The following is a 26557-nucleotide window of genomic DNA, read 5'->3' on the forward strand; positions in this document are numbered from 1 at the left end:
GCGCGCCCCGCACGGGACGCTGGTCCGGTGAACGCGCTGCGGGAGCTGTCCCGCCTCCTCCTGCCCGTCGCGTGCCCCTGTGGCCTACCGGACGTCCCGTGGTGCGCGGCCTGCGCGGCCGTGCTCGCCGGCCCGCCCGTCCGCGTCGAGGACGCAGCGCCGCGTCTCGACCGCCTCGACGGCGTCGCGCCCCTGCCTGTCTGGGCACAGGCGCGGTACGCCGGCCCGGTGCGGGACGTGGTGGTGCACTGGAAGGACCGCGGGCGGGCCGACCTCGACGGCTTGCTCGGCCGCGCGATCCGGCGGACGGCGGCCGCGTCGGCGGCTGCGCTGCCCGGGGGGCGGCTGCTCGTCGTCCCGGTCCCGTCGAGCGGGGCTGCGCGGCGCTCGCGCGGCCGGGAGCCCGTCCGTGTCCTCGCCCGGGAGGTCGCCGCGGGTCTGCGGTCCGCGGGAGCCGACGCGCGGCCGGTCGCCCTCCTGCACCGGCCGGGCCGGGCGCGGGACCAGGTAGGCCTGGGCACCCGCGCGCGGGGGCGCAACCTGGCGGCGGCGGTGCGGGTGACGCGCCGCGGGCGGGGCCTGCTGGACCCGGCGTCGCGCGCCGTGCGAGGTGGCGTTCCCGGGCGCCCTGGTGCGCCCGGGCGCGCGTCCGGCGCTCCGGTGCAGTGCCTCCTGGTGGACGACGTCCTGACGACCGGAGCGACTCTTGCGGCCGCCGAACGGGTGCTCGAACAGGCCGGCGCGGCGGTGCTCGGGGCAATTGTGCTGGCAGCGACGCCGCCGCCGGGACGGGCGTCGCGGGAGGGCCGGACGAGGTGACACCTTGGCGGATAGACGTCACGTCGTTTACCCGCCGCAGGGGGTGTCGTCCTCTCAGGTTCGGGGGTTAGCCTGATTGCTCGGCCGCGAGGAGCGCACAGCGCTCTTCCGACGATCGATGGGTGCTCAGTCGCAGGAGACGAGTCCCGGCGACGGGAGGTGGTAGGTGCCCGGCACCCGCAGGGGGTGTCCCAAGAAGATTCAGGGCGCGCGCCGGCCGGTCTGACCGGGTGGCGCACCACGATCGGAGCGGAGAACTCACATGGAGATCGTCGTCGTCGGCAGGCACACGGAGGTAGCGGACAGGTTCCGCCAGCACGTGGAGGACAAGCTCGCGAAGGTCGAGCTGCTGTCGCCCAGCGTGCAGCGAGTGGACGTCGAGGTCACGCACGAGAACAACCCGCGCCTCGCAGACCGCAGCGAGCGGGTCGAGCTCACGGTCCGGGCGAAGGGACCCGTGATCCGTGCGGAGGCCGCGGCGGACGACCGGTTCGGCGCCCTCGACCTCGCGATCGACAAGCTCAACGAGCGACTCCGCCGTGCCCGCGACCGGCGCAAGGACCACCGCAACAACTCCGTCCTCGCGCCCGTCGACGTCCGCCCCTACGAGGAGGTCGCCGAGCCGGCGCCCACGGCCACCAAGGCCGAGGTCAGCGCCCCGGCGGCCCTCGCTGAGGCGGGCGACACCGTGGAGACGACGCTCGGTGACTCGCCGGTGGTCATCCGGCAGAAGCTGCACCACGCCGAGCCCATGACGATCGACGACGCCGTCTACGAGATGGAGATGGTGGGGCACGACTTCTACCTCTTCATCGACAAGGAGACCGCGCGCCCGTCCGTGCTGTACCGCCGCAACGGCTGGACGTTCGGGGTCATCGCCCTCGACAGCCCGTGCACGGGGGCGCCACTCGGCTGATCCGAGCCCACGCGCCGGGTCTGTGTCAGTGGCAACGGGCACCATGTCCCCATGGAGTCCTTGTCCCTGTCGCAGGCCCGGCGCGTCGCTCTTGCCGCGCAGGGGCTGCACCGCGCCCGCCGTCCCGGCAACCCGCCCACGATGCGGCACGTCCAGGGGGTGATCGACCGCCTCGGTCTGCTGCAGATCGACTCGGTCAACGTGCTGGCCCGCGCCCACCTGCTGCCGGTGTTCTCGCGGCTCGGCGCGTACGACACGGCGCTCCTCGACCGCGCCGCGGGGCGCGCCCCGCGGCGCGTGGTCGAGACGTGGGCGCACGTCGCCTCCTTCGTGCCGCCGGAGACGTACCCCTTGCTGGAGTGGCGGCGGCGCGCGTTCCTCTCGCAGGCCTGGGGCGTGATCGCCGGCGTCCCGCTCGACCACACGGCCGAGGTGGACGAGGTGCGCCGCCTGGTCGCCGAGCGCGGGCCCGTCAGCGCCGCACAGATCCACGACTGGTTCGCGGAGAACGGCCGCGGCCACCAGCGCAGCCGCGAGGAGTGGGGCTGGAACTGGACGGTCGCCAAACGGGTCCTGGAGTTCCTCTTCTTCACGGGCGAGGTCACTTCCGCTCGCCGCAACGCGGCGTTCGAGCGGCTGTACGACCTGCCGCAGCGGGTGCTGCCGCCGCACGTGCTCGCGGCACCGCCGGTGCCGGACGACGTGGCGCTGCGCACGCTGGTCGAGATCGGGGCCCGCGCCCACGGGATCGGTACCGCGCGCTGCTTCAAGGACTACTTCCGGTTGCGCGGCAACGCGGCCGACCGGGCGGTCGCCGAGCTCGTGGAGGACGGGGTCCTGCTGCCGGTCCAGGTCGCGGGCTGGGACGAGCGCACGTATCTGCACCGGGACGCGCGGGTGCCGCGCCGGGCGGACGGGCAGGCGCTCCTGGCGCCGTTCGACCCGCTGGTCTTCGAGCGCACCCGCCTGGAGCGCCTCTTCGGCACCCTGTACCGCATCGAGATCTACGTGCCCGAGCCGAAGCGGGTGCACGGCTACTACGTGCTGCCCTTCCTCGAGGACGAGCGGATCACCGCACGGGTCGACCTCAAGGCCGACCGGCAGGCCGGCGTCCTGCGCGTCCAGTCCGCGCACCGCGAGCCGTGGGCGACGCCCGCCACATCGGCCCGGCTCGCCGCGGAGCTGCGCGAGATGGCGGGATGGCTCGGCCTGGAGGACGTGGTCGTCGCGGGTCGCGGCGAACTGGCGGCCGAACTCTCCGGCCACGCGCGCGCGACCGACTAGCATCAGGTATGGGGACAGCCGCCCTCTATCTGGGGGTCACGTTTGCCGCGGGCCTGGCAGCCGGTCTCGTCCGGCTCCCGCCACTGGTCGGCTTCCTCGTCGCGGGCTTCGTCCTCGGCGCCACGGGCGCGCCGGAGCTGCCGTACCTCGGGACCCTGGCGGACCTCGGCGTCACGCTGCTGCTCTTCGGGATCGGCCTGAAGTTCGACCCGCGCTCGCTGCTCCGCCGCGAGGTCTGGGCCACCACCGTGGTGCACATGGGGATCAGCGTCGCCGTCGCGGTCGGGTTCCTGGGCCTACTCATGGTCGCCGGCGTCGGCGTGCTCGCCGACGAGTCGCTCGGCAGCCTCGCGCTCGTCGGCTTCGCCCTGTCCTTCTCGTCCACCGTGTTCGTGGTGAAGCTCCTCGACGACCGCAGCGACGCGACGGCCCTGTACGGCCGCATCGCCATCGGCGTGCTCATCCTGCAGGACCTTGCCGCCGTCGTCTTCCTGTCGGTGTCGAAGGGCGAGCCGCCGAGCCCGTGGGCGGCGGCGCTGGTGCTGCTCGTCCCGGCCTCGTGGCTGCTGCGCCGGGCGCTGAGCCGAACCGGTCACGGCGAGCTGCGGGTCCTCTTCGGCGTGCTGATGGCGCTCGGTCCCGGCTACGCCCTGTTCGAGGCGGTCGGGGTCAAGGGCGACCTGGGCGCGCTCGTCATGGGTGCGCTGCTGGCCTCGCACCCGGCTGCCACCGAGCTGTCGCGGCACCTGTTCTCGCTCAAGGAGCTCCTGCTCGTCGGGTTCTTCGTCTCGATCGGGATGCATGGCACGCCCTCGCTCGGCGACGTGGGCGTCGCGGCGCTCCTGCTGCTCCTGCTGCCGGCGCAGGCCGTCGCGTACGGCGGGCTGCTGTGGCTGATGCGCCTGCGGTACCGCACGACGTTCCTCGCGTCGCTCGCGATGACCAACTACTCGGAGTTCGGGCTGATCGTCGTGGCCGTCGGCGCCTCGACCGGGCTCCTGACGGGGGACTGGGTGCCGACGGTGGCGCTCGCGGTTGCGGCGAGCTTCGTGCTCTGCGCGGCGGTGAACCGTCGAGGCGTCGAGATCGCCGCGTCGCTGGAGGAGAGCCTGCCGCTGCAGCGCCCCGAGCGCCTGATCCCGGACGACCGGCCCATCGACGTGGGCCGTGCGCAGGCCGTGGTGCTCGGGATGGGACGGGTGGGCCGGGCCGCGTTCGACCGGCTGCGCGGCGAGTACGGGCTGAAGGTGGCGGGTGTGGAGCACGACGGCGCGCGCGTGGGCGAGCTGCGCGCGGCGGGCGTGAACGTCGTGCGGGCGGACGCGACGGACCTCGACTTCTGGGAGCGGGTCTGTGCGGCGGGGACCGTGCGGGTGGCGGTGCTGGCGATGCCCGGCGAGAATGCGAACCTCCTCGCGATGGACCGGCTGCGCGAGGCCGGGTTCGCGGGCCGGGTCGTGGCTCTGGCACGGTACGCGGACGAGGTGGGCCACCTGCGGAAGGCGGGCGTCGACGAGGTGTTCCACCTCTACGGCACGGCGGGCGTCCAGCTCGCCGACTACGCGGCCGACCTCGCGCTGGGGGAGCGATGGTTGGAACCGGGTGAGGCGCGCGGTCGTTACCCCGAGAGCGAACCCGGCCCTCAGGTGCCGGGGGAGCGGGCCGACACCGGAGCCGGACGGCCTACGATGGACGACGGTGTGACCTGACCGAGCCCGTGCGGGGTGTCGCCTCGTAACGCCGAACCGACCGTCCCTTGACCGGGACGCTACCGACAACGGGAGAACGCGTGCCTTCCATCCTCGAGAAGGTCCTTCGCATCGGCGAAGGCCGGATCCTCAAGAAGCTGTCCTCGATCGCCGAACAGGTGAACAGCCTGGAGCCCAGCTTCGTCGAGCTCAGCGACGAGGAGCTGCGCGAGGAGACGGAGCGCTTCAAGGAGCGGCTCGCGCACGGCCAGTCGCTCGACGAGCTGCTGCCTGAGGCCTTCGCGACGGTGCGTGAGGCGTCACGGCGGACGCTGGGGCAGCGCCACTTCGACGTGCAGCTCATGGGCGGCGCCGCCCTGCACCTGGGCAACATCGCCGAGATGCGCACCGGTGAGGGCAAGACGCTGGTGGCCACGACGGCCGCCTACCTCAACGCCCTCGAGGGCCAGGGCGTGCACGTCGTCACCACGAACGACTACCTGGCGAAGTACCAGGGCGAGCTGATGGGCCGCGTCTTCCGGTTCCTGGGCATGTCGACGGGTGTCATCCTGTCCGGCCAGACGCCGGCGCAGCGCCGCGAGATGTACGCCGCCGACATCACCTACGGCACGAACAACGAGTTCGGCTTTGACTACCTGCGCGACAACATGGCGTGGAGCACGGACGACCTCGTCCAGCGGGGGCACCATTTCGCCATCGTCGACGAGGTGGACTCGATCCTCATCGACGAGGCGCGCACGCCGCTCATCATCTCGGGCCCGGCCTCCGGCGACGCCAACCGCTGGTACACCGAGTTCGCCAAGGTGGTGAACCGCCTGCGGGCGGAGGCCGACTACGAGGTCGACGAGAAGAAGCGCACGGTGGGCGTGCTCGAGCCGGGCATCGCCAAGATCGAGGACTACCTCGGCATCGACAACCTGTACGAGTCCCTGAACACGCCGCTGATCGGCTTCCTCAACAACGCCATCAAGGCGAAGGAGCTCTTCAAGCGCGACAAGGACTACGTCGTCCTCAACGGCGAGGTGATGATCGTCGACGAGCACACGGGCCGCATCCTCGCGGGACGTCGCTACAACGAGGGCATGCACCAGGCCATCGAGGCCAAGGAGGGCGTGGCGATCAAGGCGGAGAACCAGACGCTCGCCACGATCACGCTGCAGAACTACTTCCGCCTCTACGGGAAGCTCTCCGGCATGACCGGTACGGCCGAGACCGAGGCCGCCGAGTTCCAGGGCACGTACAAGCTGGGCGTGGTGCCGATCCCCACGAACAAGGCGCCGCAGCGCATGGACCAGGCGGACCTCGTCTACAAGAACGAGGACGGCAAGTTCGACGCGGTCGTCCAGGACATCGTGGAGCGCCACGCGTACGGCCAGCCGGTGCTCGTCGGCACCACGAGCGTCGAGAAGTCGGAGCTGCTGTCCGCCAAGCTGAAGAAGGCGGGCGTGCCGCACAACGTGCTCAACGCCAAGGAGCACGAGCGCGAGGCCGCGATCATCGCGATGGCGGGACGCAAGGGCGCCGTCACGGTGGCCACGAACATGGCCGGCCGCGGTACCGACATCATGCTCGGCGGCAACGCCGAGCACCTGGCGGTGAGCGACCTGGCGTCGCGCGGCCTGGACCCGGTCGAGACGCCCGAGGAGTACGAGGCCGCGTGGCCCGACGCCCTCGAGAAGGCGAAGGCCGCGGTGGCGACGGAGCACGACGAGGTCGTGTCGCTGGGCGGCCTGTACGTCCTGGGCACGGAGCGGCACGAGTCGCGCCGCATCGACAACCAGCTCCGTGGCCGGTCCGGCCGTCAGGGCGACCCGGGCGAGTCGCGGTTCTACCTGTCGATGCAGGACGACCTGATGCGCCTGTTCAACTCGGGTCTCGCCGAGGCGATGATGAACCGGGCGGGCTTCCCGGACGACATGCCGCTGGAGTCCAAGATGGTGACGCGCGGCATCCAGTCCGCGCAGGGCCAGGTCGAGGCCCGCAACTTCGAGATCCGCAAGAACGTCCTGAAGTACGACGACGTCCTGTCGCGCCAGCGTGCCGTCATCTATGCGGAGCGCCGCCGGGTGCTCGAGGGCGAGGACCTGCACGAGCAGGTGCAGCACTTCCTCACCGACGTCGTCACGGAGTACGTCACGAACGCGACCGCCGAGGGATCGGGCGAGACGTGGGACCTGGACGCCCTGTGGACCGCGCTGCGCGCCGTGTACCCGGTGTCGATCACGGTCGACGACGTCGTCGCCGAGGCCGACGGCGCGGACCGCCTCACGGGCGAGATGCTGCTCGAGGAGATCCTGTCCGACGCCCGCGTGGCCTACGAGGCCCGTGAGGAGACCCTGGGCTCGCCGGCGATGCGCCAGCTCGAGCGCCGCGTGGTGCTGTCCGTCCTGGACCGCAAGTGGCGCGAGCACCTCTACGAGATGGACTACCTCAAGGAGGGCATCGGCCTGCGCGCGATGGCCCAGCGCGACCCGCTGGTCGAGTACCAGCGCGAGGGCTTCCAGCTCTTCCAGGCGATGACCGACGCCATCAAGGAGGAGTCGGTCGGCTTCCTCTTCAACCTCGAGGTCACGGTGCAGCAGCCCGGCGCGGACGCGCCCGAGGGCGGCGTCGTGGCGGTCCCCGGCGGCGTCGCGACGCCCGACGGCTCGACGGTGGACGGGGCGCCCGTCGTACCGGTGGTCGCCCCGGCCGCGCCCGCCGCGCCGAAGGCCCCGGTGGCCGTCCCGGCGAGCGCGCCGCGCCAGGCGGCCCCGCCCACGCAGCCGATCCTGCTGGCCAAGGGTCTGGACGCCCCGGCCCGTCAGGTCCCGCTGACGTACTCGGCCCCGAGCGACGACGGGACCGGCTCGGCGTTCAGCTCCCGCGGCGGCGCAGGCTCCACCGCGCTCTCCGGGGGTGACGCCGCCAAGCGCGCGCGGCGCGACCTGCACGGCGAGGCGGGTGCGCCGGAGAGCGACGGCCGCACGTTCCCGGGCACGCCGCGCAACGCGCAGTGCCCGTGCGGCTCGGGCAAGAAGTACAAGCTCTGCCACGGCCTGAACGAGGCCTGAGCACCACCGCGTCCGACGGCGACCGCCCCCTCCGGGGCGGTCGCCGTTCTGCGTCGGAGGTGCGGACGGACGAGGTTAGGTTTGCCTAATATCGGTCTGCTAGGCTCGGCGCGATCTGACGATCTGTCAGGTCCTGAGCGCCTCCTGAGGAGCAACCGTGGCTGCTGCCGCCGACGTCCCCTTCCCGACCCCGCTGTCCGTCCTGCTCCGCGAGGGCACCCGGGCCGAGCATCGCGAGGCGGAGACGGAGTCGTTCGTCGAGCGGCTCCTCGCCGGCGAGCTGGACGTCAGCGCCTACGCCGACCTCGCCGCGCAGCAGCTCGAGATCTACACCGCGGTGGAAGAGGCGAGCGAGAGCCACCGCGGCGACCGGCGCGGCGGTGCCCTGGTGTTCGACGAGCTCACCCGCGTGCCGTCGATCGAGCGGGACCTGGCGCACCTGTACGGCGCCGGCTGGCGCACGCAGATCGACGTGCTGCCGGCCACGCGCTCCTATGCGGCGCGCATCCGCTCCGTCTGTGGCCGTCTCCCGGAGTACGCCGCGCACGCCTACACGCGCTACCTCGGCGACCTGTCCGGCGGCCAGGTGATCCGGCGCATGCTCGAGCGGCACTACGGGCTGTCCGGCGACGGGCTCGCCTTCTACACCTTCCCGGACATCCCGAAGGCCAAGCCGTTCAAGGACGTGTACCGCGAGCGCCTCGACGGCCTCGAGCTGGACGCGGCCGAGGTGGAGGTCGCCGTGGCGGAGGCGCAGGAGGCGTTCCGCAGCAACCGGGCGATGTTCACCGAGCTGGGGGAGCGGCACCGCCCGCGCGCGTGACGGGGCCGGGCGTCCTGCCGGCGACGGCGACGGCGGCGCCACGGGGTCCGGCGGGGCGAGCGGGGCGGGGTCGAAGGATGGACCGCTCCGCCGCGTGTCGGACCTCGCGGCTATCCTGAGCGCGTCCGCCCCGACGGGGCGCGCCCACCACCGGATAACCCCTGACCGGAAAGCAGGACACCCGTGCCCGGACCCAGCGTCACCCCCCTCCGCGTCGCGCTGCTCGGTTGCGGAGTGGTCGGAACGCAGGTCGCGCGCCTGCTCCTCGAGCACGGCGAGGACCTGGCCGCGCGGGCCGGGGCGCCGCTCGAGCTGGTCGGCATCGCGGTGCGGAACGCCGCCGTGCAGCGCGACAGTGCGATCCCGCGGGAGCTCCTCACCGAGGACGCGGAGACGCTGGTGTCGGGCGCGGACATCGTGATCGAGGTGATGGGCGGCCTGGAGCCGGCGCGCACCCTGCTGCTGCGGGCCATCGACGGCGGCGCCGCCGTCGTGACGGCGAACAAGGCGCTGCTGGCGGAAGACGGGCCCACGCTCTACAAGGCGGCGGACGCCGCGGGCGTCGACATCTACTTCGAGGCCGCGGTGGCGGGCGCGATCCCGATCGTGCGCCCGGTGCGCGAGTCGCTCGCGGGCGACCACGTGCGCCGCGTGCTCGGCATCGTCAACGGCACCACGAACTACGTCCTGGACCAGATGGCGAGCGGTGGCCTGTCGTTCGAGGAGGCCGTGAAGCAGGCGCAGGATCTCGGCTACGCGGAGGCAGACCCGACGGCGGACGTCGAGGGCTTCGACGCCGCGGCCAAGGCGGCCATCCTGGCGAGCCTCGCGTTCCACACGCGGGTGTCGGCGGACGACGTGGCCCGCGAGGGCATCACGCACGTGACGGCCGACGACGTGGCCTGGGCGGAGCGCACGGGCCACCGGGTCAAGCTGCTGGCGATCGCGGAGCAGACGGAGGAGGGTGTGTCGGTGCGGGTGCACCCTGCCCTCGTGCCGCTGGAGCACCCGCTGGCGAACGTGCGAGGTGCGTTCAACGCGGTCTTCGTCGAGGCCGACGCGGCCGGGCCGCTCATGTTCTACGGTCAGGGCGCCGGCGGCCGGCCGACGGCCTCGGCGGTCCTGGGCGACGTCGTCTCGGCCGCGCGGCATCGCGTGCTCGGCGGCAAGGGTCCCCAGGAGTCCGTCTACGCGGCGCTGCGCATCCTGCCGCCCGACGCCGCCGTGACCCGGTACCAGGTGCGCATGGTCGTCGCCGACCGGCCGGGCGTCCTCGCCCAGGTGGCGGGCGCGCTGGCCGATCACGGCGTCTCGATCGACACGGTGCGTCAGGCCGGTGCGGAGCCGGGGGACGAGACCGGCACGGCGAGCCTGCTGCTCACGACCCACGCGGCGCGCGAGGCCTCGCTGGCGGCGACGGTCGCCGCCGTGCGGGAGCTCGAGCCCGTCCACGAGATCACGTCCGTCCTGAGAGTCGAAGGTTGAGCCGCATGACCACCGCCCCAACGACCGCACCGGCCACCCACCAGTGGCGCGGGGTCATCGCCGAGTACGCCGACCGCCTGCCCGCGCACGTGCAGCAGACGATCGTGACGCTGGGCGAGGGCGGCACGCCGCTCGTCCCCGCGCCGGCGATCGGCGACCGCATCGGTGCCGAGGTCTTCGTCAAGGTCGAGGGGATGAACCCGACCGGGTCGTTCAAGGACCGCGGCATGACGACGGCGATCTCGGCCGCCGCGGCGCGCGGGGCCCGCGCCGTCGTGTGCGCGTCGACCGGCAACACGTCCGCCTCGGCGGCCGCGTACGCGACCCGTGCCGGGATGGTCTGCGCGGTGCTGGTGCCCGACGGCAAGATCGCGATGGGAAAGCTGAGCCAGGCGGTCGCGCACGGCGCACGCCTGCTGCAGGTCGACGGCAACTTCGACGACTGCCTGGTCGCGGCGCGCAAGCTGGCCGAGGCGCACCCCGTCGAGCTCGTGAACTCGGTGAACCCGGACCGCATCGAGGGCCAGAAGACGGCGGCGTTCGAGGTCGTGGACGTCCTCGGCGACGCGCCGGACATCCACGTGCTGCCCGTCGGCAACGCGGGGAACATCACGGCCTACTGGAAGGGCTACACCGAGTACGCCGACCTGGCGGCCGGCCCGGTGCGCGCGAGCCGGACCCCGGTCATGTGGGGCTTCCAGGCCGCGGGCGCGGCGCCGATCGTGCTGGGTCACCCCGTCGACGAGCCGGAGACGATCGCGACGGCGATCCGCATCGGCAACCCGGCGTCCTGGCGGCAGGCGGAGGAGGCCCGTGACGCGTCGGGCGGCGTCATCGAGGCGGTGACGGACGAGCAGATCCTCGCCGCCCACCGCCTGCTCGCGGCCGAGGTCGGTGTCTTCGTGGAGCCGGCGTCGGCGGCGGGCGTGGCGGGGGTCCTGTCCCGTGCCGAGCGCGGCCTGGTGCCCCCGGGCGCCCGCATCGTCATCACCGTGACGGGTCACGGTCTGAAGGACCCGGGGTGGGCGCTGCGCACCCCTGACGGCGGCGAGGTGGTCCCCACGAGGGTGACCGCCGACGTCGTCTCGATCGCCGACGCGCTCGGGCTGTACTGAGCAGCGTCCGGCAAGGAGAGGCAGGACCATGCAGCTCGGCGCCGACCATGTGCGCGTGCGGGTGCCCGCGACCAGCGCCAACCTCGGACCCGGTTTCGACGCCCTGGGGCTGGCCCTCGCACTGCACGACGAGGTCGAGGTGCGGCTCCTCGCACGCGACGAGGTCGTGGTCGAGGTCCAGGGCGAGGGTGCGGGAGAGGTGCCGGACGGGGAGGAGCACCTCATCGTGCGCGCGCTGCGCCGCACCATGGAGTACGCGGGTGCTCCGCCCACCGGACTTCACCTGACCTGCGTGAACGTGATCCCGCACGGGCGGGGACTGGGCTCGTCGGCCGCCGCAGTGGTGGCGGGCATCGTCGCGGCGCGGGCCCTGCTGGCGGACCCGCGGGCGCTCGACGCGGCGGCGGTGCTCCGCCTCGCGACCGAGTTCGAAGGGCACCCGGACAACGCTGCGCCGGCGATCCAGGGCGGGGCGACCGTCGCGTGGACGGGCGAGAACGGCCCGCGGGCGGTCGGGCTCGACGTCGACCCTTCGATCGAGGCGACGGTGCTCGTCCCCGAGCACCGGCTGGCCACGGCCCGCGCCCGGGCGGCCCTGCCGGCCAGGGTGGCCCACGCGGACGCGGCGTTCACCGCCGGCCGGGCGGCGCTGCTCGTGGAAGCCCTCGCCCGCCGCCCGGAGCTGCTGTTCGACGCCACGGAGGACCGCCTGCACCAGTCGTACCGCGCCGCGGTCCTCGGAGCGTCGAGCGAGCTGCTGCGCGGGCTGCGCGACGAGGGGCTCGCCGCGACGGTCTCCGGCGCCGGCCCCACGGTCCTGCTGCTGACCACGCCGGACCAGGCGGCGCGCCGTGATGCCGTTCTCGCCGACCTCATCGGCCCGACGAGCGCCTCCCGCGAGGGTCCTGGCGGGCCTGGGCAGGGCGAAGCCGAGAGTTCACCGACATCGGGATGGCGTACGCTGCGGCCCGGAATCGACCTGGTGGGCGCCCGAGCGCGGCGCGTGGCCGCCGGGTCGGAGCCGTCAGGCGCGCAGCGCGTCGTCTCCGGTCCGTCGGTGGTACGAGGTGGTAGGATGCAGTGAGCCTTTTGGGATGCGCGGCCCTTTTCATGGGACCTTGCAGTCATCCCCGGGCCGCCTCACGGGCGGCCGGCATCTCGCGAGAAGGCGGACAGCAACCCCCGTCAGCCGACGTCGTCGTACCACTGATGCGAGGTTTCCAGCGCCACGGCCGGATTGTGCCGGGCGCACACCACTGCGCGGCCCCCATCACCCACGCGGCCGCAGATCGAGGGGGAAGGGTCCTTCGTGACAGACACCACCGAATCAGCCCAGAGCACAGCAGGCCGCAGCCGCGGCACGGCGGGTGCACTGGGCGCCATGCGTCTCGCCGAGCTGCAGGCCCTTGCCACCGAGCTGGGCGTCAAGGGCACCTCGAAGATGCGCAAGAGCGATCTCGTCGACACGATCAGCGCCCGGACCGGCGACGGCGGCCCCGCCCGCAGCGGCGAGAACGGCAGTGCCCGGACGGCCGACAGCGGCCCCGCCCGTACCGGCGAGGCCGGAACGCGGACGACCGGCGCAACGACGCGCCGTGACGACGCGCCTGCCGAGACGCTCGACCGACCGGACACCGAGGCCAGCGTGCGCCGCGAGCGTCGGACGACCGAGGCTCCGGCCACCGCGAACGTGCCCGTCGCCGCCGCGACGACCACCACGGCCACGGCCGTCCGCGCCGGCACCGGCACCGGGGACGCGGACCGCGCCGCGCGCCTGGCCGAGCTGGCCGAGGCCGTCGCCGCGCCGCGTGAGCGCAGCTCGCGTCGCGCAGGCCGCGGCCAGGGCGCCCCGGAGGCGGGCGCCCCTGAGCAGAACGGCGAGGCGCGCCGTCAGCGCGACGGCCAGGGCCGCGACGGCCAGGGTCAGGGCGACCGCCCCGCGCGCGACGGTGGCCAGCAGAACCGCAACCAGCAGAGCCAGCAGGGCGCCCAGCAGGACCGCCGCCAGCAGGGCGGCACGACGTTCGCGGACGACGACGACGAGCGCGGCTCGCGGCGCCGTCGGGGCCGGGAGCGCAGCCGCGACCGCAAGCGCGGCAGCACCCGCACCGGCCGCGTCCAGGGTCCGGACGTGCAGGGCCTCGACGACGTCGAGGTGCGCGAGGACGACATCCTGCTGCCGGTCGCCGGTATCCTGGACATCCTTGACAACTACGCGTTCGTGCGCACGAGCGGCTACCTGCCCGGCCCGAACGACGTGTACGTGAGCCTGAACCAGGTCAAGAAGTCGGGCCTGCGCCGCGGCGACGCGATCGTCGGCGCGGTGCGCCAGCCCCGCGAGGGCGAGCAGCCGCAGCAGGGCAACAGCCCGCGCGCCAAGTTCAACGCGCTCGTCCGCCTGGACGCGGTCAACGGCATGGCGCCAGAGGAGGCGCTCGGGCGCCCCGAGTTCGGCAAGCTCACGCCGCTGTACCCGCAGGAGCGCCTGCGCCTGGAGAACCCGGCCGCGACCCGCCTCACCCCGCGTGTCATCGACATCGTCGCGCCGATCGGCAAGGGCCAGCGCGGCCTCATCGTCTCGCCGCCCAAGGCCGGCAAGACGATCATCATGCAGCAGATCGCCAACGCGATCACCGCGAACAACCCCGAGGTCCACCTCATGGTTGTGCTCGTCGACGAGCGGCCCGAAGAGGTCACGGACATGGAGCGGACGGTGAAGGGCGAGGTCATCGCCTCGACGTTCGACCGTCCGGCCTCGGACCACACGATCGTCGCCGAGCTGGCCATCGAGCGGGCGAAGCGCCTCGTGGAGCTGGGCCAGGACGTCGTCGTGCTGCTCGACTCGATCACCCGCCTGTCGCGTGCGTACAACCTCGCCGCGCCGGCGTCGGGCCGAATCCTCTCCGGTGGTGTCGACGCAGCGGCGCTCTACCCGCCGAAGAAGTTCTTCGGTGCCGCGCGCAACATCGAGAACGGCGGCTCGCTGACCATCCTCGGCTCGGCGCTCGTCGAGACCGGCTCGAAGATGGACGACATCATCTTCGAGGAGTTCAAGGGAACCGGAAACATGGAGCTGCGGCTCTCCCGGTCCCTCGCCGACAAGCGCATCTTCCCGGCGGTGGACGTCAACGCGTCCGGCACCCGCCGCGAGGAGATCCTCATGTCGGGCGACGAGCTCAAGATCGTCTACAAGCTGCGCCGCGTGCTCGGGGCGCTCGACCAGCAGCAGGCCATCGAGCTGCTGCTGGGCAAGCTCAAGGAGCACAAGACCAACGTCGAGTTCCTGCTGCAGGTGCAGAAGACGACGCCGGGCGCGTTCGTGGACGACAACGTCGGCCAGACGGTCTGAGCCGCATCCGTCAGCACGTCTGACATCACATCCGTCGGGACCCCGGCAGCGCCGGGGGTCTGGCACAATGGTCTGTCGGCCAGCCGGTTCACGGCTCGCGATGTGCGAGTCGACCCGGGGGCACCTCACCAAGGAGAAATCATGAAGGCCGGTATCCACCCCGAGTACGTGGTCACCGAGGTGACCTGCACGTGTGGCAACACGTTCGTGACGCGCAGCACCGAGAAGTCGGGCAAGATCAGCGCCGACGTGTGCAGCGCGTGCCACCCGTTCTACACGGGCAAGCAGAAGCTCCTCGACACCGGTGGCCGCGTGGCCCGGTTCGAGGCTCGCTACGGCAAGAAGGCTGCCAAGTAGCTTCCTCGCAGCGCCGGCGGTCCGGCCCGACAACCTCTCCAGGGGCAGTCGGGCGCGGGACCGCCGGCGCTGTCGCTTTGTCCCGCCTTTCTTCCCGTTGAGCTAGGAGCTCCTCATGACCGACTCGTTCTCCGGCGTCGGGCCGCTGCTCGACGAGCACGCCGAGATCGAGCGCGCGCTCGCCGACCCGGCCGTGCATGCCGACGCGGGCCGCGCCCGCACGCTCGGGCGCCGCTACGCGGAGCTGAACCAGGTCGTCGGTGCCTACCGGACGTGGGAGGCGGCGCGGGACGACGCCGCGGCGGCGGCCGAGCTCGCCGAGCTGGACGAGGGCTTCGCGGCCGAGCTGCCGGCCCTGCGCGCGGCCGAGGCGGAGGCCGCCGAGCGGCTGCGCCGCGTGCTCGTGCCGCGCGACCCGGACGACGGCCGCGACGCCATCCTGGAGATCAAGGCGGGCGAGGGCGGCGAGGAGTCGGCGCTGTTCGCGGGCGACCTGCTGCGCATGTACCTGCGGTACGCGGAGCGCCGGGGCTGGTCGACGCAGGTGCTGGAGGCCACGGAGTCCGACCTGGGCGGCTACAAGGACGTGCAGGTCGCGATCAAGGCCAGGTCCGTCCAGAGTCCCGAGGACGGGGTCTGGGCCAGCCTCAAGTACGAGGGCGGCGTGCACCGCGTGCAGCGGGTCCCGGTCACGGAGAGCCAGGGCCGCATCCACACGTCTGCGGCCGGCGTGCTGGTGTTCCCCGAGGTGGACGACCCGGGCGAGGTCGAGATCGACCCGAACGACCTGCGCATCGACGTGTTCCGCTCGTCCGGCCCGGGCGGCCAGTCCGTCAACACGACGGACTCAGCGGTGCGCATCACGCACCTGCCGACCGGCATCGTGGTCTCGATGCAGAACGAGAAGTCGCAGCTGCAGAACCGCGAGCAGGCGATGCGCGTGCTGCGGGCCCGCCTGCTCGCCGCGCAGCAGGAGGCGGCAGCGGCCGAGGCCGCCGACCTGCGCCGCTCCCAGGTGCGCACCGTCGACCGCTCCGAGCGCATCCGCACGTACAACTTCCCGGAGAACCGGATCGCGGACCATCGCACGGGGTACAAGGCGTACAACCTCGACCAGCTGCTCGACGGCGACCTGGAGCCGGTCGTCCGCTCCGCGATCGACGCCGACGAGGCCGCGCGCCTGGCTGCGGCGACCCATGCCTGAGCTCGAGGACGCTGTGCCCACCACGACGGACGGAGCCGTGCGGTGGGGGGCCGCAGCCCTCGCCGACGCCGGCGTCGCGACCCCGCGCGTGGACGCCGAGCTCCTGCTCGCGCACGTCCTGGGCGCGGACCGCGGCGAGGTCGTGCGCCTCGCCCTCCTCGGGACCCCGCTGCCCGACGACGTCCGGGCCGCGTTCGCTGACCACGTCACCCGCCGCGCGGCCCGGGTCCCGCTGCAGCACCTGACGGGGCTGGCGCCGTTCCGGCACCTGGAGCTGGTTGTGGGCCCCGGCGTGTTCGTCCCCCGGCCGGAGACCGAGTCGGTGGCCCAGGTCGCCGTCGACGAGGCGGCGCGCGTCGTCGCGGAGCGGGGGAGCGCCGTCGTCGTCGACCTGTGCACCGGGTCCGGCGCCATCGCCCTGGCCGTCGCGACCGAGGTGCCGGGCGCGGCGGTGCACGCCGTCGAGCTCGACGCCGCGGCCCACGCCTGGGCGGAGCGCAACGTCGCCGCCCTTCTCCTCGTGGGCGCAGAGAGTGCCGCCCCGGGCGGCCCGCAGGCGGCACCCTCTCCGCCCGCGGCGGGAACGCGGGTGCGGCTCGTGCGGGGTGACGCCAGGACCGCGTTGCGAGAGCTCGACGGCACCGTCGACGTCGTCGTCTCCAACCCGCCGTACGTGCCGCCGGGCGCGGTGCCGGTGGACCCGGAGGTCGCCGAGCACGACCCCGCCGTCGCGCTGTACGGGCTGGGCGCGGACGGGCTCGAGGTGCCGCGCGGCGTCACCGCCGCGGCAGCGCGCCTGCTGCGCCCGGGCGGCCTGTACGTGATGGAGCACGCCGAGGTGCAGGCCGCCGCGGCCCGCGCGATGGTGGACGCGACACCCGGCCCGGAGCCGGTTGCTGCGCCGGACGCGGCGCCCGGCCCGGCCTTCACGCCGGCCGAGACGCGTGAGGACCTGACGGGCCGGCCCCGCATGGTGGTCGCGAGGCGACGGTGAGGCGGGACATGTCCGGCGGACGTGGAAGACTGAGCGCGTGAGTGTGCCTGTACGTCCTGTCCTCGACGCGACGGACCCGCTGACCTGGGGGCCGTCGATCGACGAAGCCGTGAACGCGATCTCGCGCGGTGCCCTCGTGGTGCTGCCCACCGACACCGTGTACGGCCTCGGCGCCGACGCCTTCGACGCGACGGCGGTCGCCGCGCTGCTCGCCGCGAAGGGCCGCGGGCGCCAGATGCCGCCACCGGTCCTCGTGCCCGACGTCATGACCCTCGACGGTCTCGCCACGGACGTGCCGGACGACGCGCGGCGGCTCGTCGAGGCGTTCTGGCCCGGCGGCTTCACGATCATCCTGCCCGCCCAGCCGTCGCTGCAGTGGGACCTGGGGGAGACGCACGGCACCGTCGCGCTCCGCATGCCCGACCACCCGGCCGCGCTCGCGCTGCTGCGCCGGACCGGCCCGCTGGCCGTGTCCAGCGCCAACCTCTCCGGCAAGCCGGCCGCGACCGACGTGCAGGACGCGGTGGCGCAGCTCGGCGAGTCCGTCGCCGTGTACCTCGACGGCGGCACGGCCCCCGGCGGGGTGTCCTCGACCATCGTCGACGCGACGGGCCCCGTCCTCCGCGTCGTGCGCGAGGGTGCCGTCAGCCTCGACGACCTGCGCAGTGTGGCGCCCGTCGTCGCGCTGGGGGAAGACGCGTGAGGGTGTACCTGCTGCTGATGCTCGTGGCCGCCGCGGTCACGTTCCTGACCACGCCCTTCGCCCGGTGGGCCGCCCTGAAGACCTCGGCGATCTCCGCGGTCCGGGCACGTGACGTGCACGTCCTGCCGACGCCGCGCCTCGGTGGCCTGGCGATGATGTTCGGCATCGTCGTCGCGGTCCTGCTCGCCTCCCGGATGCCCTTCCTCGAGGGTATGTTCCGGGACGGGCAGGTGTGGGGCATCCTCGGCGGCGCGGGCCTCGTGTGCCTGCTCGGCTGGGCCGACGACAAGTGGGACCTCGACTGGCTCACCAAGCTCGCCGGGCAGGTCCTGGCGGCCGGCGTCATGGCGTTCCAGGGGGTCCAGCTCTACACGGTGCCCTGGCCCAGCGGGTTGACGATCCTGCCGGGGCAGGCCACGGTCGCGATCACGATCTTCGTCGTCGTGCTCGCCATGAACGCCGTGAACTTCGTGGACGGCCTCGACGGCCTGGCCGCGGGCATCATCGCCATCGGCGGCTCGGCGTTCTTCTTCTACACCTACGGCCTCACGCAGGTCGTCAGTGCGGACGACTACGCGAGCGTCGCGACGCTCCTGATGGCCGTGCTGGTCGGCGTGTGCGTCGGCTTCCTGCCGCACAACTTCTTCCCCTCGCGCATCTTCATGGGCGACGCCGGGTCGATGGTGCTCGGCCTCGTCATGGCGGGCGCCGCCATCTCGGTCACGGGCCGCATCCAGCCGGACATCCAGCCCGTCGAGGTGCTGTCCGGCGCCCAGTCGCTGCCGGCGTTCCTGCCGCTGCTGCTGCCCGTCGCGGTGCTGCTGCTGCCCCTGCTCGACATGGGCCTGGCCGTGCTCCGGCGCCTCGCCGCCGGCAAGTCGCCCATGGCGCCCGACCGCATGCACCTGCACCACCGGATGCTCGCCCTCGGCCACTCGCACCGCCGGGCCGTGGTCATCCTCTACGTGTGGACAGCCGTCTTCGCCTACACCGCCGCCGCCCTCGTGTGGCTGTCCTGGCAGGCGGTCCTGGTCTGGCTCGGTGTCGCGGTCGTGGTGGCGCTCGTGCTCACCCTCGGCCCGCTGCGGCACCGCGGGCGGTTCCTGGACGACGACGTCGCGCTGTCCGGCGCGATCCACAAGAGCCCGGTCACCGCCGGTGCTCCCCCCGAAGGAAGCGACCGATGACCGAGCCCACCCCTGTGTCCGAGACGAGCGGCTCGGCGGCGGCCGAACGCGCCGTGCTGCGTACTGCGCTGCGCGACGGGCTGATCCTGGTCGGCGCCCTCGCCGTTCTGGGGGCCGTGGTGGGTGCGCTGGTCGCAGGCGCGCCGGGCGTGTGGGGCGCGCTCGTCGGCGCTGCCGTCGTCGCCTTCTTCTCGGGCGTCACCGTGTGGTCGATGCTGTTCACGATCGGCAAGAGCGCCGCGACGACCGGTGCGGTCGTCATGGGCAGCTGGCTCGCCAAGATGATCGTGCTCATCATCGTGCTCGCCGTGCTGACCCGGACCGGGACCGAGTGGCTCACGCCCGGGGTCCGCGGGATCCTGTTCGGCGTCGTCGCCCTCGGGACGATCGGCTCCGCCCTGCTCGACTACCGCGCGGTGCACAAGGGCCGGGTGCCCTACGTCTCGCCCGAGGCGTGAACCGGAGCGTGACCCGCGGCTTGCCTGGGCCTTTTGCCCGGTTGATCGTGATCTGACCCGGTGTCGCGACACGCGTCACACCGGGGCGATCTCACACCCCCGGGCGCGGCCCGGTGCGGAACATACGTTAGGCTAACGGCGAATCCATGACGGCCAGGCCCGAAGGCGCGCCCGCACCGGTGTGCGGTGGTACGTGCCCAGCCTCTGACCAACCGGGGAGTCCTCCTGTCCACGCTCGCGACCTCTCTGCTCGCCGCCTCCGAGGCCGCCGACGGCGGTGAGAGCGCCTTCCACGCGCCCACCGTCGCGGATTTCTTCCCACCGGTGATCTTCTTCGACGGCACGCCGTTCGAGATCAACCGCATCATCCTGGTGCGCTTCCTCGCCGCCGCGGTGGTCATCACCCTGTTCCTGGTTGCCGCCTACCGCGCCAAGGTCGTCCCGGGGCGCTTCCAGAACGCGATCGAGATGATCCTGGACTTCGTGCGCCGCGGGATCGCGGTCGAGGTCCTCGGCGAGAAGAACGGCGCGAAGTACTTCCCGCTGCTGGCCACGATCTTCTGCACCGTGCTGTTCATGAACCTCACCGGCGTGGTGCCGTTCCTGAACATCGCCGCCAGCTCGACCATCGGCCTGCCGCTCGTCCTCGCGGCGTGGGTGTACGTCATGTACCTCACGGCGGGCATCAAGGCGCAGGGCCTGGGTGGCTTCCTCACCAGCTCCCTGTTCCCGCCGGGTGTCCCGAAGTTCCTGTACCTGCTCCTGACGCCGATCGAGTTCCTCCAGGTCTTCGTCCTGCGTCCCGCGACGCTCGCGATCCGACTCCTGGCGAACATGGTCGCCGGTCACCTCATGCTGGCGATCTGCTTCGCCGCCACGCAGTTCTTCATCTTCAACGCCGACGGCGCCATGAAGCTCTTCGGCGCGGGAACGCTCGTCGCGGGCCTGGCGTTCACTCTCTTCGAGGTCTTCGTCGCGGCGCTGCAGGCGTACATCTTCGCGATCCTCACTGCCGCGTACATCAGCATGTCCGTCGAGGCCGAACACTGATCGGTCGACGGTGCCCGGCGTGTGCCGGGTGACATCAGCAGGACAACCCAGCACCACCATCACACGCGACGCCGGCGTATCGAGCACCGGCGCCCAACGGAAGGAAAGTCAGTGGACGTCACCACTCTCGCAGAGGTCTCCGGCAACATCGGCACCGTGGGTTACGGCCTCGCCGCCGTCGGCCCCGGCATCGGCCTCGGCATCCTGATCGGCAAGACCATCGAGGGCATCGCCCGCCAGCCCGAGGTCGCCGGTCAGCTCCGCACGACCATGTTCATCGGTGTCGCCTTTGTCGAGGTGCTCGCGCTCCTCGGCCTGGTGGCTGGCTTCATCGTCCCGGCGTGATGATGGCCCTCACCCTCGGCTCGGCCGCGGTGAGCGCCGCCGCCGAGTCCACCGAGTCCACCGAGAGCAACATCCTCCTTCCGGAGATGTACGACATCACCTGGTCGATCGTCATCGTGGCGATCATCGGGGTGGTCTTCTACCGCTTCGCCCTGCCCAGGTTCCAGGCGGTGCTCGACGAGCGCACCGCGCTGATCCAGGGCGGCATCGCGAAGGCGGAGGAGGCGCAGCAGGCCGCCGACGCCGCGCTGGCCGAGCAGCAGGTGCTGCTCGCCGAGGCGCGCGCCGACGCTGCCCGCGTGCGTGAGGACGCCCGTGACGAGGGCAAGGCGATCGTCGCCGACCACCGGACGAAGGCCGCCGAGGAGGCAGCCCGGATCACGGAGACCGCGCACCGCCAGATCGAGGCCGAGCGCCAGGCCGCGGCCGTGTCGCTGCGGTCCGATGTTGGCACGCTGGCCACCGAGCTCGCGTCGAAGATCGTCGGCGAGTCCCTCGCGGACTCCGCGCGCCAGTCGCGTGTCGTCGACCGCTTCCTCGACGAGCTCGAGGCCGCCCAGGGCGTCGTCTCGACGAGCAAGGGGGCGTGATGCGCGGGACGAGCGGAGCATCGCTGGCTGCGGCTCAGGAGCGGTTCGAGCCCGTGCTGCGTGCTGCGGGCGAGGGCGCGATGACGCTCGGTGAGCAGCTGTTCACCGTGGTGTCCGCGCTCGACGGCTCGGGCGCGCTGCGCCGCTCGCTCGCGGACCCCTCCCGGCCTGGTGCGGACAAGGCGCGTCTCGTGGCAGGGCTGCTCTCCGGCGGGTTCGACGAGCGCGTGGTGGACCTGGTCTCCGGGCTGGCGCGCTCCCGCTGGGCGAGCGACGCCGACTTCACGGACGCCGTCGAGCGGCTCGGGCTGGACGCCCTGCTCGCCTCGGCCGAGGCCCGTGGCACCTTGGAGAGCGTGGAGGACGAGCTCTTCCGGATCACCCGGGCGCTCGTCGGGCAGCGTGAGGCTCGCCAGGCGCTGTCCGACCGGACGACCGTCCCGGCGCGCCGCACGGCCCTCGTGGACGCGCTGGTCGCCGGCAAGGTCGACGCCGTGACGCAGGTCCTGGCGCGGCGGGCGACCACCGCGCTGCGGGGCCGTCGCTTCGTGCAGACGCTGATCTGGTACGGCGACGTCGCCGCCGAGCGGCGCCGCCGCCTGGTCGCCTCCGTGACCAGCGGAACGGTGCTCACGCAGGCTCAGGAGGAGCGCCTCGGCGCACTCCTGGAGCACGCGTACGGCCGCGCCGTGCAGCTCAACGTGACCGTCGACCCGCAGGTGATCGGCGGTCTGCGGATCCAGGTCGGCGCCGACGTCGTCGACTCCACCGTCCTGTCGCGCCTGGCTGACGCCCGTCGTCGGCTGGCCGGCTGAAACTCGTGAACAGATACCTTCCGCCGCGCCACCCTCGCGGCACGACAGGAGAAGAGCAATGGCTGAGCTGACGATCCGGCCGGAGGAGATCCGGGCCGCTCTGGACAGCTTCGTGAAGTCCTACGAGCCCGAGGGCGCGGTCACCGAAGAGGTGGGCCGTGTCACGCTCGCCGCCGACGGCATCGCGCGCGTCGAGGGCCTGCCGGGCGCGATGGCGAACGAGCTGCTGCGTTTCGAGGACGGGACGCTCGGCCTCGCGCTGAACCTGGACGTCCGCGAGATCGGCGTGGTCATCCTCGGTGAGTTCACCGGCATCGAGGAGGGCCAGGAGGTCCGCCGCACCGGCGAGGTGCTGTCCGTCCCCGTGGGCGAGGGCTACCTCGGTCGCGTGGTCGACCCGCTGGGCAACGCGATCGACGGCCTGGGCGACATCGCCACCGACGGCCGCCGTGCCCTCGAGCTGCAGGCGCCCGGCGTCATGCAGCGCAAGTCGGTGCACGAGCCGCTGCAGACCGGCATCAAGGCTATCGACTCGATGATCCCGATCGGGCGCGGACAGCGTCAGCTGATCATCGGCGACCGCCAGACCGGCAAGACGGCCATCGCGATCGACACGATCATCAACCAGAAGGCCAACTGGGAGTCGGGCGACCCGAAGAAGCAGGTTCGCTGCATCTACGTCGCCATCGGCCAGAAGGGCTCCACGATCGCGGCCGTGCGCGGCGCGCTCGAGGACGCCGGCGCCATGGAGTACACGACGATCGTCGCGGCCCCGGCGTCCGACCCGGCCGGCTTCAAGTACCTGGCGCCGTACACCGGCTCGGCCATCGGCCAGCACTGGATGTACGACGGCAAGCACGTCCTCATCATCTTCGACGACCTGTCGAAGCAGGCCGAGGCCTACCGTGCCGTGTCGCTGCTGCTGCGCCGCCCGCCGGGCCGCGAGGCCTACCCGGGTGACGTCTTCTACCTGCACTCCCGCCTGCTCGAGCGTTGCGCGAAGCTCTCGGACGAGCTGGGCGCGGGCTCGATGACCGGCCTGCCGGTCATCGAGACGAAGGCGAACGACGTCTCGGCGTACATCCCGACGAACGTCATCTCCATCACGGACGGCCAGATCTTCCTCCAGTCCGACCTGTTCAACGCCGACCAGCGCCCCGCCGTGGACGTCGGTATCTCCGTCTCCCGCGTGGGTGGCGACGCACAGGTCAAGGCCATGAAGAAGGTTTCCGGCACGCTGAAGCTCGAGCTGGCGCAGTTCCGCTCGCTCGAGGCGTTCGCGATGTTCGCCTCCGACCTGGACGCTGCCTCCCGCGGCCAGCTCGCTCGTGGCGCGGTGCTCATGGAGCTGCTCAAGCAGCCTCAGTACACGCCGTACCCGGTCGAGGAGCAGGTCGCCGCAATCTGGGCCGGCACGAAGGGCAAGCTGGACGACGTCCCGGTCGAGGACGTCAAGCGTTTCGAGTCCGAGCTGCTGGACCACCTGCGCCGCAAGACCGATGTCCTCACCGTCATCGCGGAGACGGGCAAGCTCGACGACGAGACCGAGGCGGCCCTGGCCGCCGGGGTCGAGGAGGTCCGGGCGGGCTTCGTCAAGTCCGACGCCACGCCGCTTGTCGGTGGTGTCGTCGAGGGCGAGGTCGACGTCGAGCAGGAGCAGATCGTCGTCAAGAAGAAGGCCTGACGCATGCTTCCCGCAGGGTCCAGGCAGAACACGGCCGGGCGCAAGCCCAGGAGGAGCTGACGGATGGCCGGAGGATCCCAGCGCGTCTACAAGCAGCGGATCAAGTCGACGCAGGCGCTGAAGAAGATGTTCCGCGCGCAGGAGCTGATCGCGGCCTCCCGCATCGGCAAGGCGCGGGCGCGCACCGCCGCGGCCGCACCGTACGCGCGAGCCATCACGCGGGCGGTGTCCGCCGTGGCGGCGCACACGACGGTCGCGCACCCGCTCACCACGGAACGCACGACGACCGGCGCGAGCCGGGCAGCGGTGCTCGTCATCTCGTCGGACCGCGGCATGGCGGGCGCCTACTCGGCGTCGGTCATCCGTGAGGCGGAGCGGCTCGTCCAGCAGCTCCAGTCCGAGGGCAGCCAGGTCGCGCTCTATGCGGCCGGCCGCCGGGCGGTGGCGTACTACTCGTTCCGCGGGCGCGAGCTCGCGGGCCAGTGGTCGTACGGCTCGGACGCGCCGACGGCCGACGCGTCGGACGAGATCGCGGACGCGCTGCTCGACGCCTTCCTGGCCCCGGCCGAGGAGGGTGGCGTCGACGAGCTGCACGTGGTCTCCACGCAGTTCGTCAACATGGTGACGCAGCGCACGCGGGTGGTCCGCATGCTGCCGCTCGAGATCGTCGAGGGCGTGTCCGCCCCCGACGAGCACGAGGTGTTCCCGCTGTACGACTTCGAGCCGTCGCCCGAGGCCGTCCTGGACACCCTGCTGCCGCGGTACATCCGCAGCCGGATCTACGCGTTCCTGCTCGACGCCGCGGCGTCCGAGCTGGCAGCGCGCCAGCGCGCGATGCACACGGCCACGGACAACGCCGAGGACCTGATCCGCACGTACACGCGGCTGGCCAACCAGGCCCGCCAGGCCGACATCACCCAGGAGATCAGCGAGATCGTCTCGGGTGCCGACGCCCTGGCGTCCGCCTGACGGCCGCCGCCGCACAGCCCGTAGACAGCACAGACCCCCCGCCGGAGGACCCTCCGGCCCACCGAAGCGAGGCAAGAATGACCGCCACCACCGTGGAAGCGCCGGGCGGCGCGGCCCCGACCGAGCCCGGGACTGGCCGGGTCGCCCGGGTGATCGGCCCCGTCGTCGACATCGAGTTCCCCGAGGACGCGATCCCCGACATCTACAACGCGCTGACCGTCGAGATCGACCTGTCGTCGCAGGGGGAGGCCGGCAAGCCCCTCACCCTCACGCTCGAGGTCGCACAGCACCTCGGCGACTCGCTGATCCGCGCCATCGCGCTCAAGCCGACCGATGGCCTGGTCCGCGGCGCCCTGGTCACCGACACCGGCATCCCGATCAGCGTCCCGGTCGGCGACATCACCAAGGGCCACGTGTTCAACGTGACCGGTGACGTCCTCAACCTCAAGGAGGGCGAGAAGTTCGAGGTCACCGAGCGCTGGCCGATCCACCGCAAGGCGCCGGCCTTCGACCAGCTCGAGTCGAAGACCACGATGTTCGAGACCGGCATCAAGTCCATCGACCTGCTCACCCCGTACGTGCAGGGTGGCAAGATCGGCCTCTTCGGTGGTGCGGGCGTCGGCAAGACGGTCCTCATCCAGGAGATGATCCAGCGCGTCGCGCAGGACCACGGCGGCGTGTCCGTGTTCGCCGGTGTCGGCGAGCGCACGCGTGAGGGCAACGACCTCATCCACGAGATGGAAGAGGCGGGCGTCTTCGACAAGACGGCTCTCGTCTTCGGCCAGATGGACGAGCCGCCGGGCACGCGCCTGCGCGTCGCCCTGTCCGCCCTGACGATGGCGGAGTACTTCCGCGACGTGCAGAAGCAGGACGTGCTGCTCTTCATCGACAACATCTTCCGCTTCACGCAGGCGGGCTCCGAGGTGTCCACGCTGCTGGGCCGCATGCCGTCCGCGGTGGGCTACCAGCCGAACCTCGCCGACGAGATGGGCCTCCTCCAGGAGCGCATCACCTCGACGCGTGGCCACTCGATCACCTCGCTGCAGGCGATCTACGTGCCCGCGGACGACTACACCGACCCTGCGCCGGCGACGACGTTCGCCCACCTGGACGCGACGACCGAACTCTCCCGCGAGATCGCGTCGAAGGGTCTGTACCCGGCCATCGACCCGCTGGCGTCGACGTCCCGCATCCTCGACCCGCGCTACGTGGGCCAGGACCACTACGAGGTCGCGACCCGCGTGAAGTCGATCCTGCAGCGCAACAAGGAGCTCCAGGACATCATCGCGATCCTGGGCGTGGACGAGCTCTCGGAGGAGGACAAGACGGTCGTCGCGCGTGCGCGCCGCATCCAGCAGTTCCTCTCCCAGAACACGTACATGGCTGAGAAGTTCACCGGTGTGGTGGGTTCGACGGTCCCGCTGACCGAGACGATCGAGGCGTTCAAGATGATCGCCGACGGCGAGTTCGACCACATCGCCGAGCAGGCCTTCTACAACATCGGTGGCCTCGAGATGCTCGAGGCGAACTGGGCCCGCATCCAGAAGGAGTACGGGGCCTGACGGTCACCGTCGCGGGGGGGGGGGGGGGGCCCCCCGCCGCCCCCCCCCCCCCGCACAAACAGAGGCGGCGGGCCGGCGGTCGCGCG

General features: G+C 72.3%; 23 protein-coding genes. All 23 read left to right on the forward strand.

Features of this window, described 5'->3' with window-relative positions; genetic code table 11:
- The first annotated feature begins 27 nt into the window (after nucleotides 1-27).
- The 23 genes from L1785_RS04145 (at nucleotide 28) to atpD (ending at nucleotide 26471) form a co-directional block, all read left to right on the forward strand.
- Nucleotides 28-819: a ComF family protein gene (locus L1785_RS04145; protein ID WP_236087876.1), complete on the forward strand. Its 792-nt coding sequence runs from the start codon at nucleotides 28-30 to the stop codon at nucleotides 817-819.
- 262 nt (nucleotides 820-1081) lie between these two features.
- Nucleotides 1082-1735 carry a ribosome hibernation-promoting factor, HPF/YfiA family gene (hpf, locus tag L1785_RS04150; protein ID WP_236087877.1) on the forward strand — a complete coding sequence of 218 codons (654 nt, stop codon included), beginning with the start codon at nucleotides 1082-1084 and terminating at the stop codon, nucleotides 1733-1735.
- Between the two features lie 51 nt (nucleotides 1736-1786).
- Nucleotides 1787-3019, forward strand: coding sequence for a winged helix-turn-helix domain-containing protein (locus L1785_RS04155; protein WP_236087878.1), 1233 nt, complete (start codon nucleotides 1787-1789; stop codon nucleotides 3017-3019).
- A gap of 8 nt (nucleotides 3020-3027) precedes the next feature.
- Complete coding sequence (locus L1785_RS04160) at nucleotides 3028-4728, forward strand: cation:proton antiporter domain-containing protein (RefSeq protein ID WP_236087879.1); 1701 nt, start codon at nucleotides 3028-3030, stop codon at nucleotides 4726-4728.
- An 80-nt stretch (nucleotides 4729-4808) separates the two neighbouring features.
- Nucleotides 4809-7781: a preprotein translocase subunit SecA gene (secA, locus tag L1785_RS04165; RefSeq protein WP_236087880.1), complete on the forward strand. Its 2973-nt coding sequence runs from the start codon at nucleotides 4809-4811 to the stop codon at nucleotides 7779-7781.
- Between the two features lie 157 nt (nucleotides 7782-7938).
- Nucleotides 7939-8604 carry a biliverdin-producing heme oxygenase gene (locus L1785_RS04170; protein ID WP_236087881.1) on the forward strand — a complete coding sequence of 222 codons (666 nt, stop codon included), beginning with the start codon at nucleotides 7939-7941 and terminating at the stop codon, nucleotides 8602-8604.
- A 183-nt stretch (nucleotides 8605-8787) separates the two neighbouring features.
- Complete coding sequence (locus tag L1785_RS04175) at nucleotides 8788-10089, forward strand: homoserine dehydrogenase (RefSeq protein WP_236087882.1); 1302 nt, start codon at nucleotides 8788-8790, stop codon at nucleotides 10087-10089.
- A 5-nt stretch (nucleotides 10090-10094) separates the two neighbouring features.
- Entirely contained in the window at nucleotides 10095-11204 is a 1110-nt protein-coding gene (gene thrC / locus L1785_RS04180; RefSeq protein WP_236087883.1) for a threonine synthase, read from the forward strand.
- 28 nt (nucleotides 11205-11232) lie between these two features.
- Nucleotides 11233-12288 carry a homoserine kinase gene (thrB, locus tag L1785_RS04185; protein WP_236087884.1) on the forward strand — a complete coding sequence of 352 codons (1056 nt, stop codon included), beginning with the start codon at nucleotides 11233-11235 and terminating at the stop codon, nucleotides 12286-12288.
- 225 nt (nucleotides 12289-12513) lie between these two features.
- The gene (rho, locus tag L1785_RS04190) at nucleotides 12514-14553 is read left to right on the forward strand and encodes a transcription termination factor Rho (protein WP_236087885.1); all 2040 of its coding nucleotides are present in this window, start codon (nucleotides 12514-12516) and stop codon (nucleotides 14551-14553) included.
- 141 nt (nucleotides 14554-14694) lie between these two features.
- Nucleotides 14695-14910, forward strand: coding sequence for a 50S ribosomal protein L31 (gene rpmE / locus L1785_RS04195; RefSeq protein WP_236087886.1), 216 nt, complete (start codon nucleotides 14695-14697; stop codon nucleotides 14908-14910).
- 115 nt (nucleotides 14911-15025) lie between these two features.
- Entirely contained in the window at nucleotides 15026-16114 is a 1089-nt protein-coding gene (gene prfA / locus L1785_RS04200; RefSeq protein WP_236087887.1) for a peptide chain release factor 1, read from the forward strand.
- Nucleotides 16107-17108, forward strand: coding sequence for a N5-glutamine methyltransferase family protein (locus tag L1785_RS04205; RefSeq protein ID WP_236087888.1), 1002 nt, complete (start codon nucleotides 16107-16109; stop codon nucleotides 17106-17108). The genes prfA and L1785_RS04205 overlap by 8 nt, the downstream gene beginning before the upstream one ends.
- A gap of 37 nt (nucleotides 17109-17145) precedes the next feature.
- Nucleotides 17146-17811 carry an L-threonylcarbamoyladenylate synthase gene (locus L1785_RS04210; protein WP_236087889.1) on the forward strand — a complete coding sequence of 222 codons (666 nt, stop codon included), beginning with the start codon at nucleotides 17146-17148 and terminating at the stop codon, nucleotides 17809-17811.
- Complete coding sequence (locus L1785_RS04215; RefSeq protein ID WP_236087890.1) at nucleotides 17808-18998, forward strand: MraY family glycosyltransferase; 1191 nt, start codon at nucleotides 17808-17810, stop codon at nucleotides 18996-18998. The genes L1785_RS04210 and L1785_RS04215 overlap by 4 nt, the downstream gene beginning before the upstream one ends.
- Nucleotides 18995-19456, forward strand: a complete 462-nt coding sequence (locus tag L1785_RS04220; protein ID WP_236087891.1) for a Cg1360 family ATP-synthase-associated protein — start codon at nucleotides 18995-18997, stop codon at nucleotides 19454-19456. The genes L1785_RS04215 and L1785_RS04220 overlap by 4 nt, the downstream gene beginning before the upstream one ends.
- 186 nt (nucleotides 19457-19642) lie before the next feature.
- Nucleotides 19643-20506, forward strand: coding sequence for a F0F1 ATP synthase subunit A (gene atpB, locus L1785_RS04225; protein ID WP_236087892.1), 864 nt, complete (start codon nucleotides 19643-19645; stop codon nucleotides 20504-20506).
- A gap of 111 nt (nucleotides 20507-20617) precedes the next feature.
- Complete coding sequence (locus L1785_RS04230) at nucleotides 20618-20851, forward strand: ATP synthase F0 subunit C (protein ID WP_236087893.1); 234 nt, start codon at nucleotides 20618-20620, stop codon at nucleotides 20849-20851.
- The gene (locus tag L1785_RS04235; RefSeq protein WP_236087899.1) at nucleotides 20851-21441 is read left to right on the forward strand and encodes a F0F1 ATP synthase subunit B; all 591 of its coding nucleotides are present in this window, start codon (nucleotides 20851-20853) and stop codon (nucleotides 21439-21441) included. The genes L1785_RS04230 and L1785_RS04235 overlap by 1 nt, the downstream gene beginning before the upstream one ends.
- The gene (locus tag L1785_RS04240) at nucleotides 21441-22256 is read left to right on the forward strand and encodes a F0F1 ATP synthase subunit delta (protein ID WP_236087894.1); all 816 of its coding nucleotides are present in this window, start codon (nucleotides 21441-21443) and stop codon (nucleotides 22254-22256) included. The genes L1785_RS04235 and L1785_RS04240 overlap by 1 nt, the downstream gene beginning before the upstream one ends.
- Nucleotides 22257-22314: 58 nt before the next feature.
- Nucleotides 22315-23940 (forward strand): F0F1 ATP synthase subunit alpha, encoded by a 1626-nt coding sequence (atpA, locus tag L1785_RS04245; RefSeq protein ID WP_236087895.1) that lies wholly within the window; start codon nucleotides 22315-22317, stop codon nucleotides 23938-23940.
- Nucleotides 23941-24003: 63 nt separating this feature from the next.
- Nucleotides 24004-24909: a F0F1 ATP synthase subunit gamma gene (locus L1785_RS04250; RefSeq protein ID WP_236087896.1), complete on the forward strand. Its 906-nt coding sequence runs from the start codon at nucleotides 24004-24006 to the stop codon at nucleotides 24907-24909.
- A gap of 77 nt (nucleotides 24910-24986) precedes the next feature.
- Complete coding sequence (gene atpD, locus L1785_RS04255) at nucleotides 24987-26471, forward strand: F0F1 ATP synthase subunit beta (RefSeq protein WP_236087897.1); 1485 nt, start codon at nucleotides 24987-24989, stop codon at nucleotides 26469-26471.
- Nucleotides 26472-26557: the final 86 nt, after the last annotated feature.

Source organism: Antribacter soli (assembly GCF_021568775.1).
Classification (GTDB): domain Bacteria; phylum Actinomycetota; class Actinomycetes; order Actinomycetales; family Cellulomonadaceae; genus Antribacter; species Antribacter soli.

Coding starts and splice junctions, on each gene's coding strand:
- L1785_RS04220 (WP_236087891.1), top strand. CDS start 18,995: ATGACCGAGCCCACCCCTGTGTCCGAGACGAGCGGCTCGGCGGCGGCC.
- L1785_RS04240 (WP_236087894.1), top strand. CDS start 21,441: ATGCGCGGGACGAGCGGAGCATCGCTGGCTGCGGCTCAGGAGCGGTTC.
- L1785_RS04160 (WP_236087879.1), top strand. CDS start 3,028: ATGGGGACAGCCGCCCTCTATCTGGGGGTCACGTTTGCCGCGGGCCTG.
- thrB (WP_236087884.1), top strand. CDS start 11,233: ATGCAGCTCGGCGCCGACCATGTGCGCGTGCGGGTGCCCGCGACCAGC.
- prfA (WP_236087887.1), top strand. CDS start 15,026: ATGACCGACTCGTTCTCCGGCGTCGGGCCGCTGCTCGACGAGCACGCC.
- atpD (WP_236087897.1), top strand. CDS start 24,987: ATGACCGCCACCACCGTGGAAGCGCCGGGCGGCGCGGCCCCGACCGAG.
- hpf (WP_236087877.1), top strand. CDS start 1,082: ATGGAGATCGTCGTCGTCGGCAGGCACACGGAGGTAGCGGACAGGTTC.
- L1785_RS04250 (WP_236087896.1), top strand. CDS start 24,004: ATGGCCGGAGGATCCCAGCGCGTCTACAAGCAGCGGATCAAGTCGACG.
- atpA (WP_236087895.1), top strand. CDS start 22,315: ATGGCTGAGCTGACGATCCGGCCGGAGGAGATCCGGGCCGCTCTGGAC.
- rpmE (WP_236087886.1), top strand. CDS start 14,695: ATGAAGGCCGGTATCCACCCCGAGTACGTGGTCACCGAGGTGACCTGC.
- thrC (WP_236087883.1), top strand. CDS start 10,095: ATGACCACCGCCCCAACGACCGCACCGGCCACCCACCAGTGGCGCGGG.
- L1785_RS04205 (WP_236087888.1), top strand. CDS start 16,107: ATGCCTGAGCTCGAGGACGCTGTGCCCACCACGACGGACGGAGCCGTG.
- L1785_RS04155 (WP_236087878.1), top strand. CDS start 1,787: ATGGAGTCCTTGTCCCTGTCGCAGGCCCGGCGCGTCGCTCTTGCCGCG.
- L1785_RS04235 (WP_236087899.1), top strand. CDS start 20,851: ATGATGGCCCTCACCCTCGGCTCGGCCGCGGTGAGCGCCGCCGCCGAG.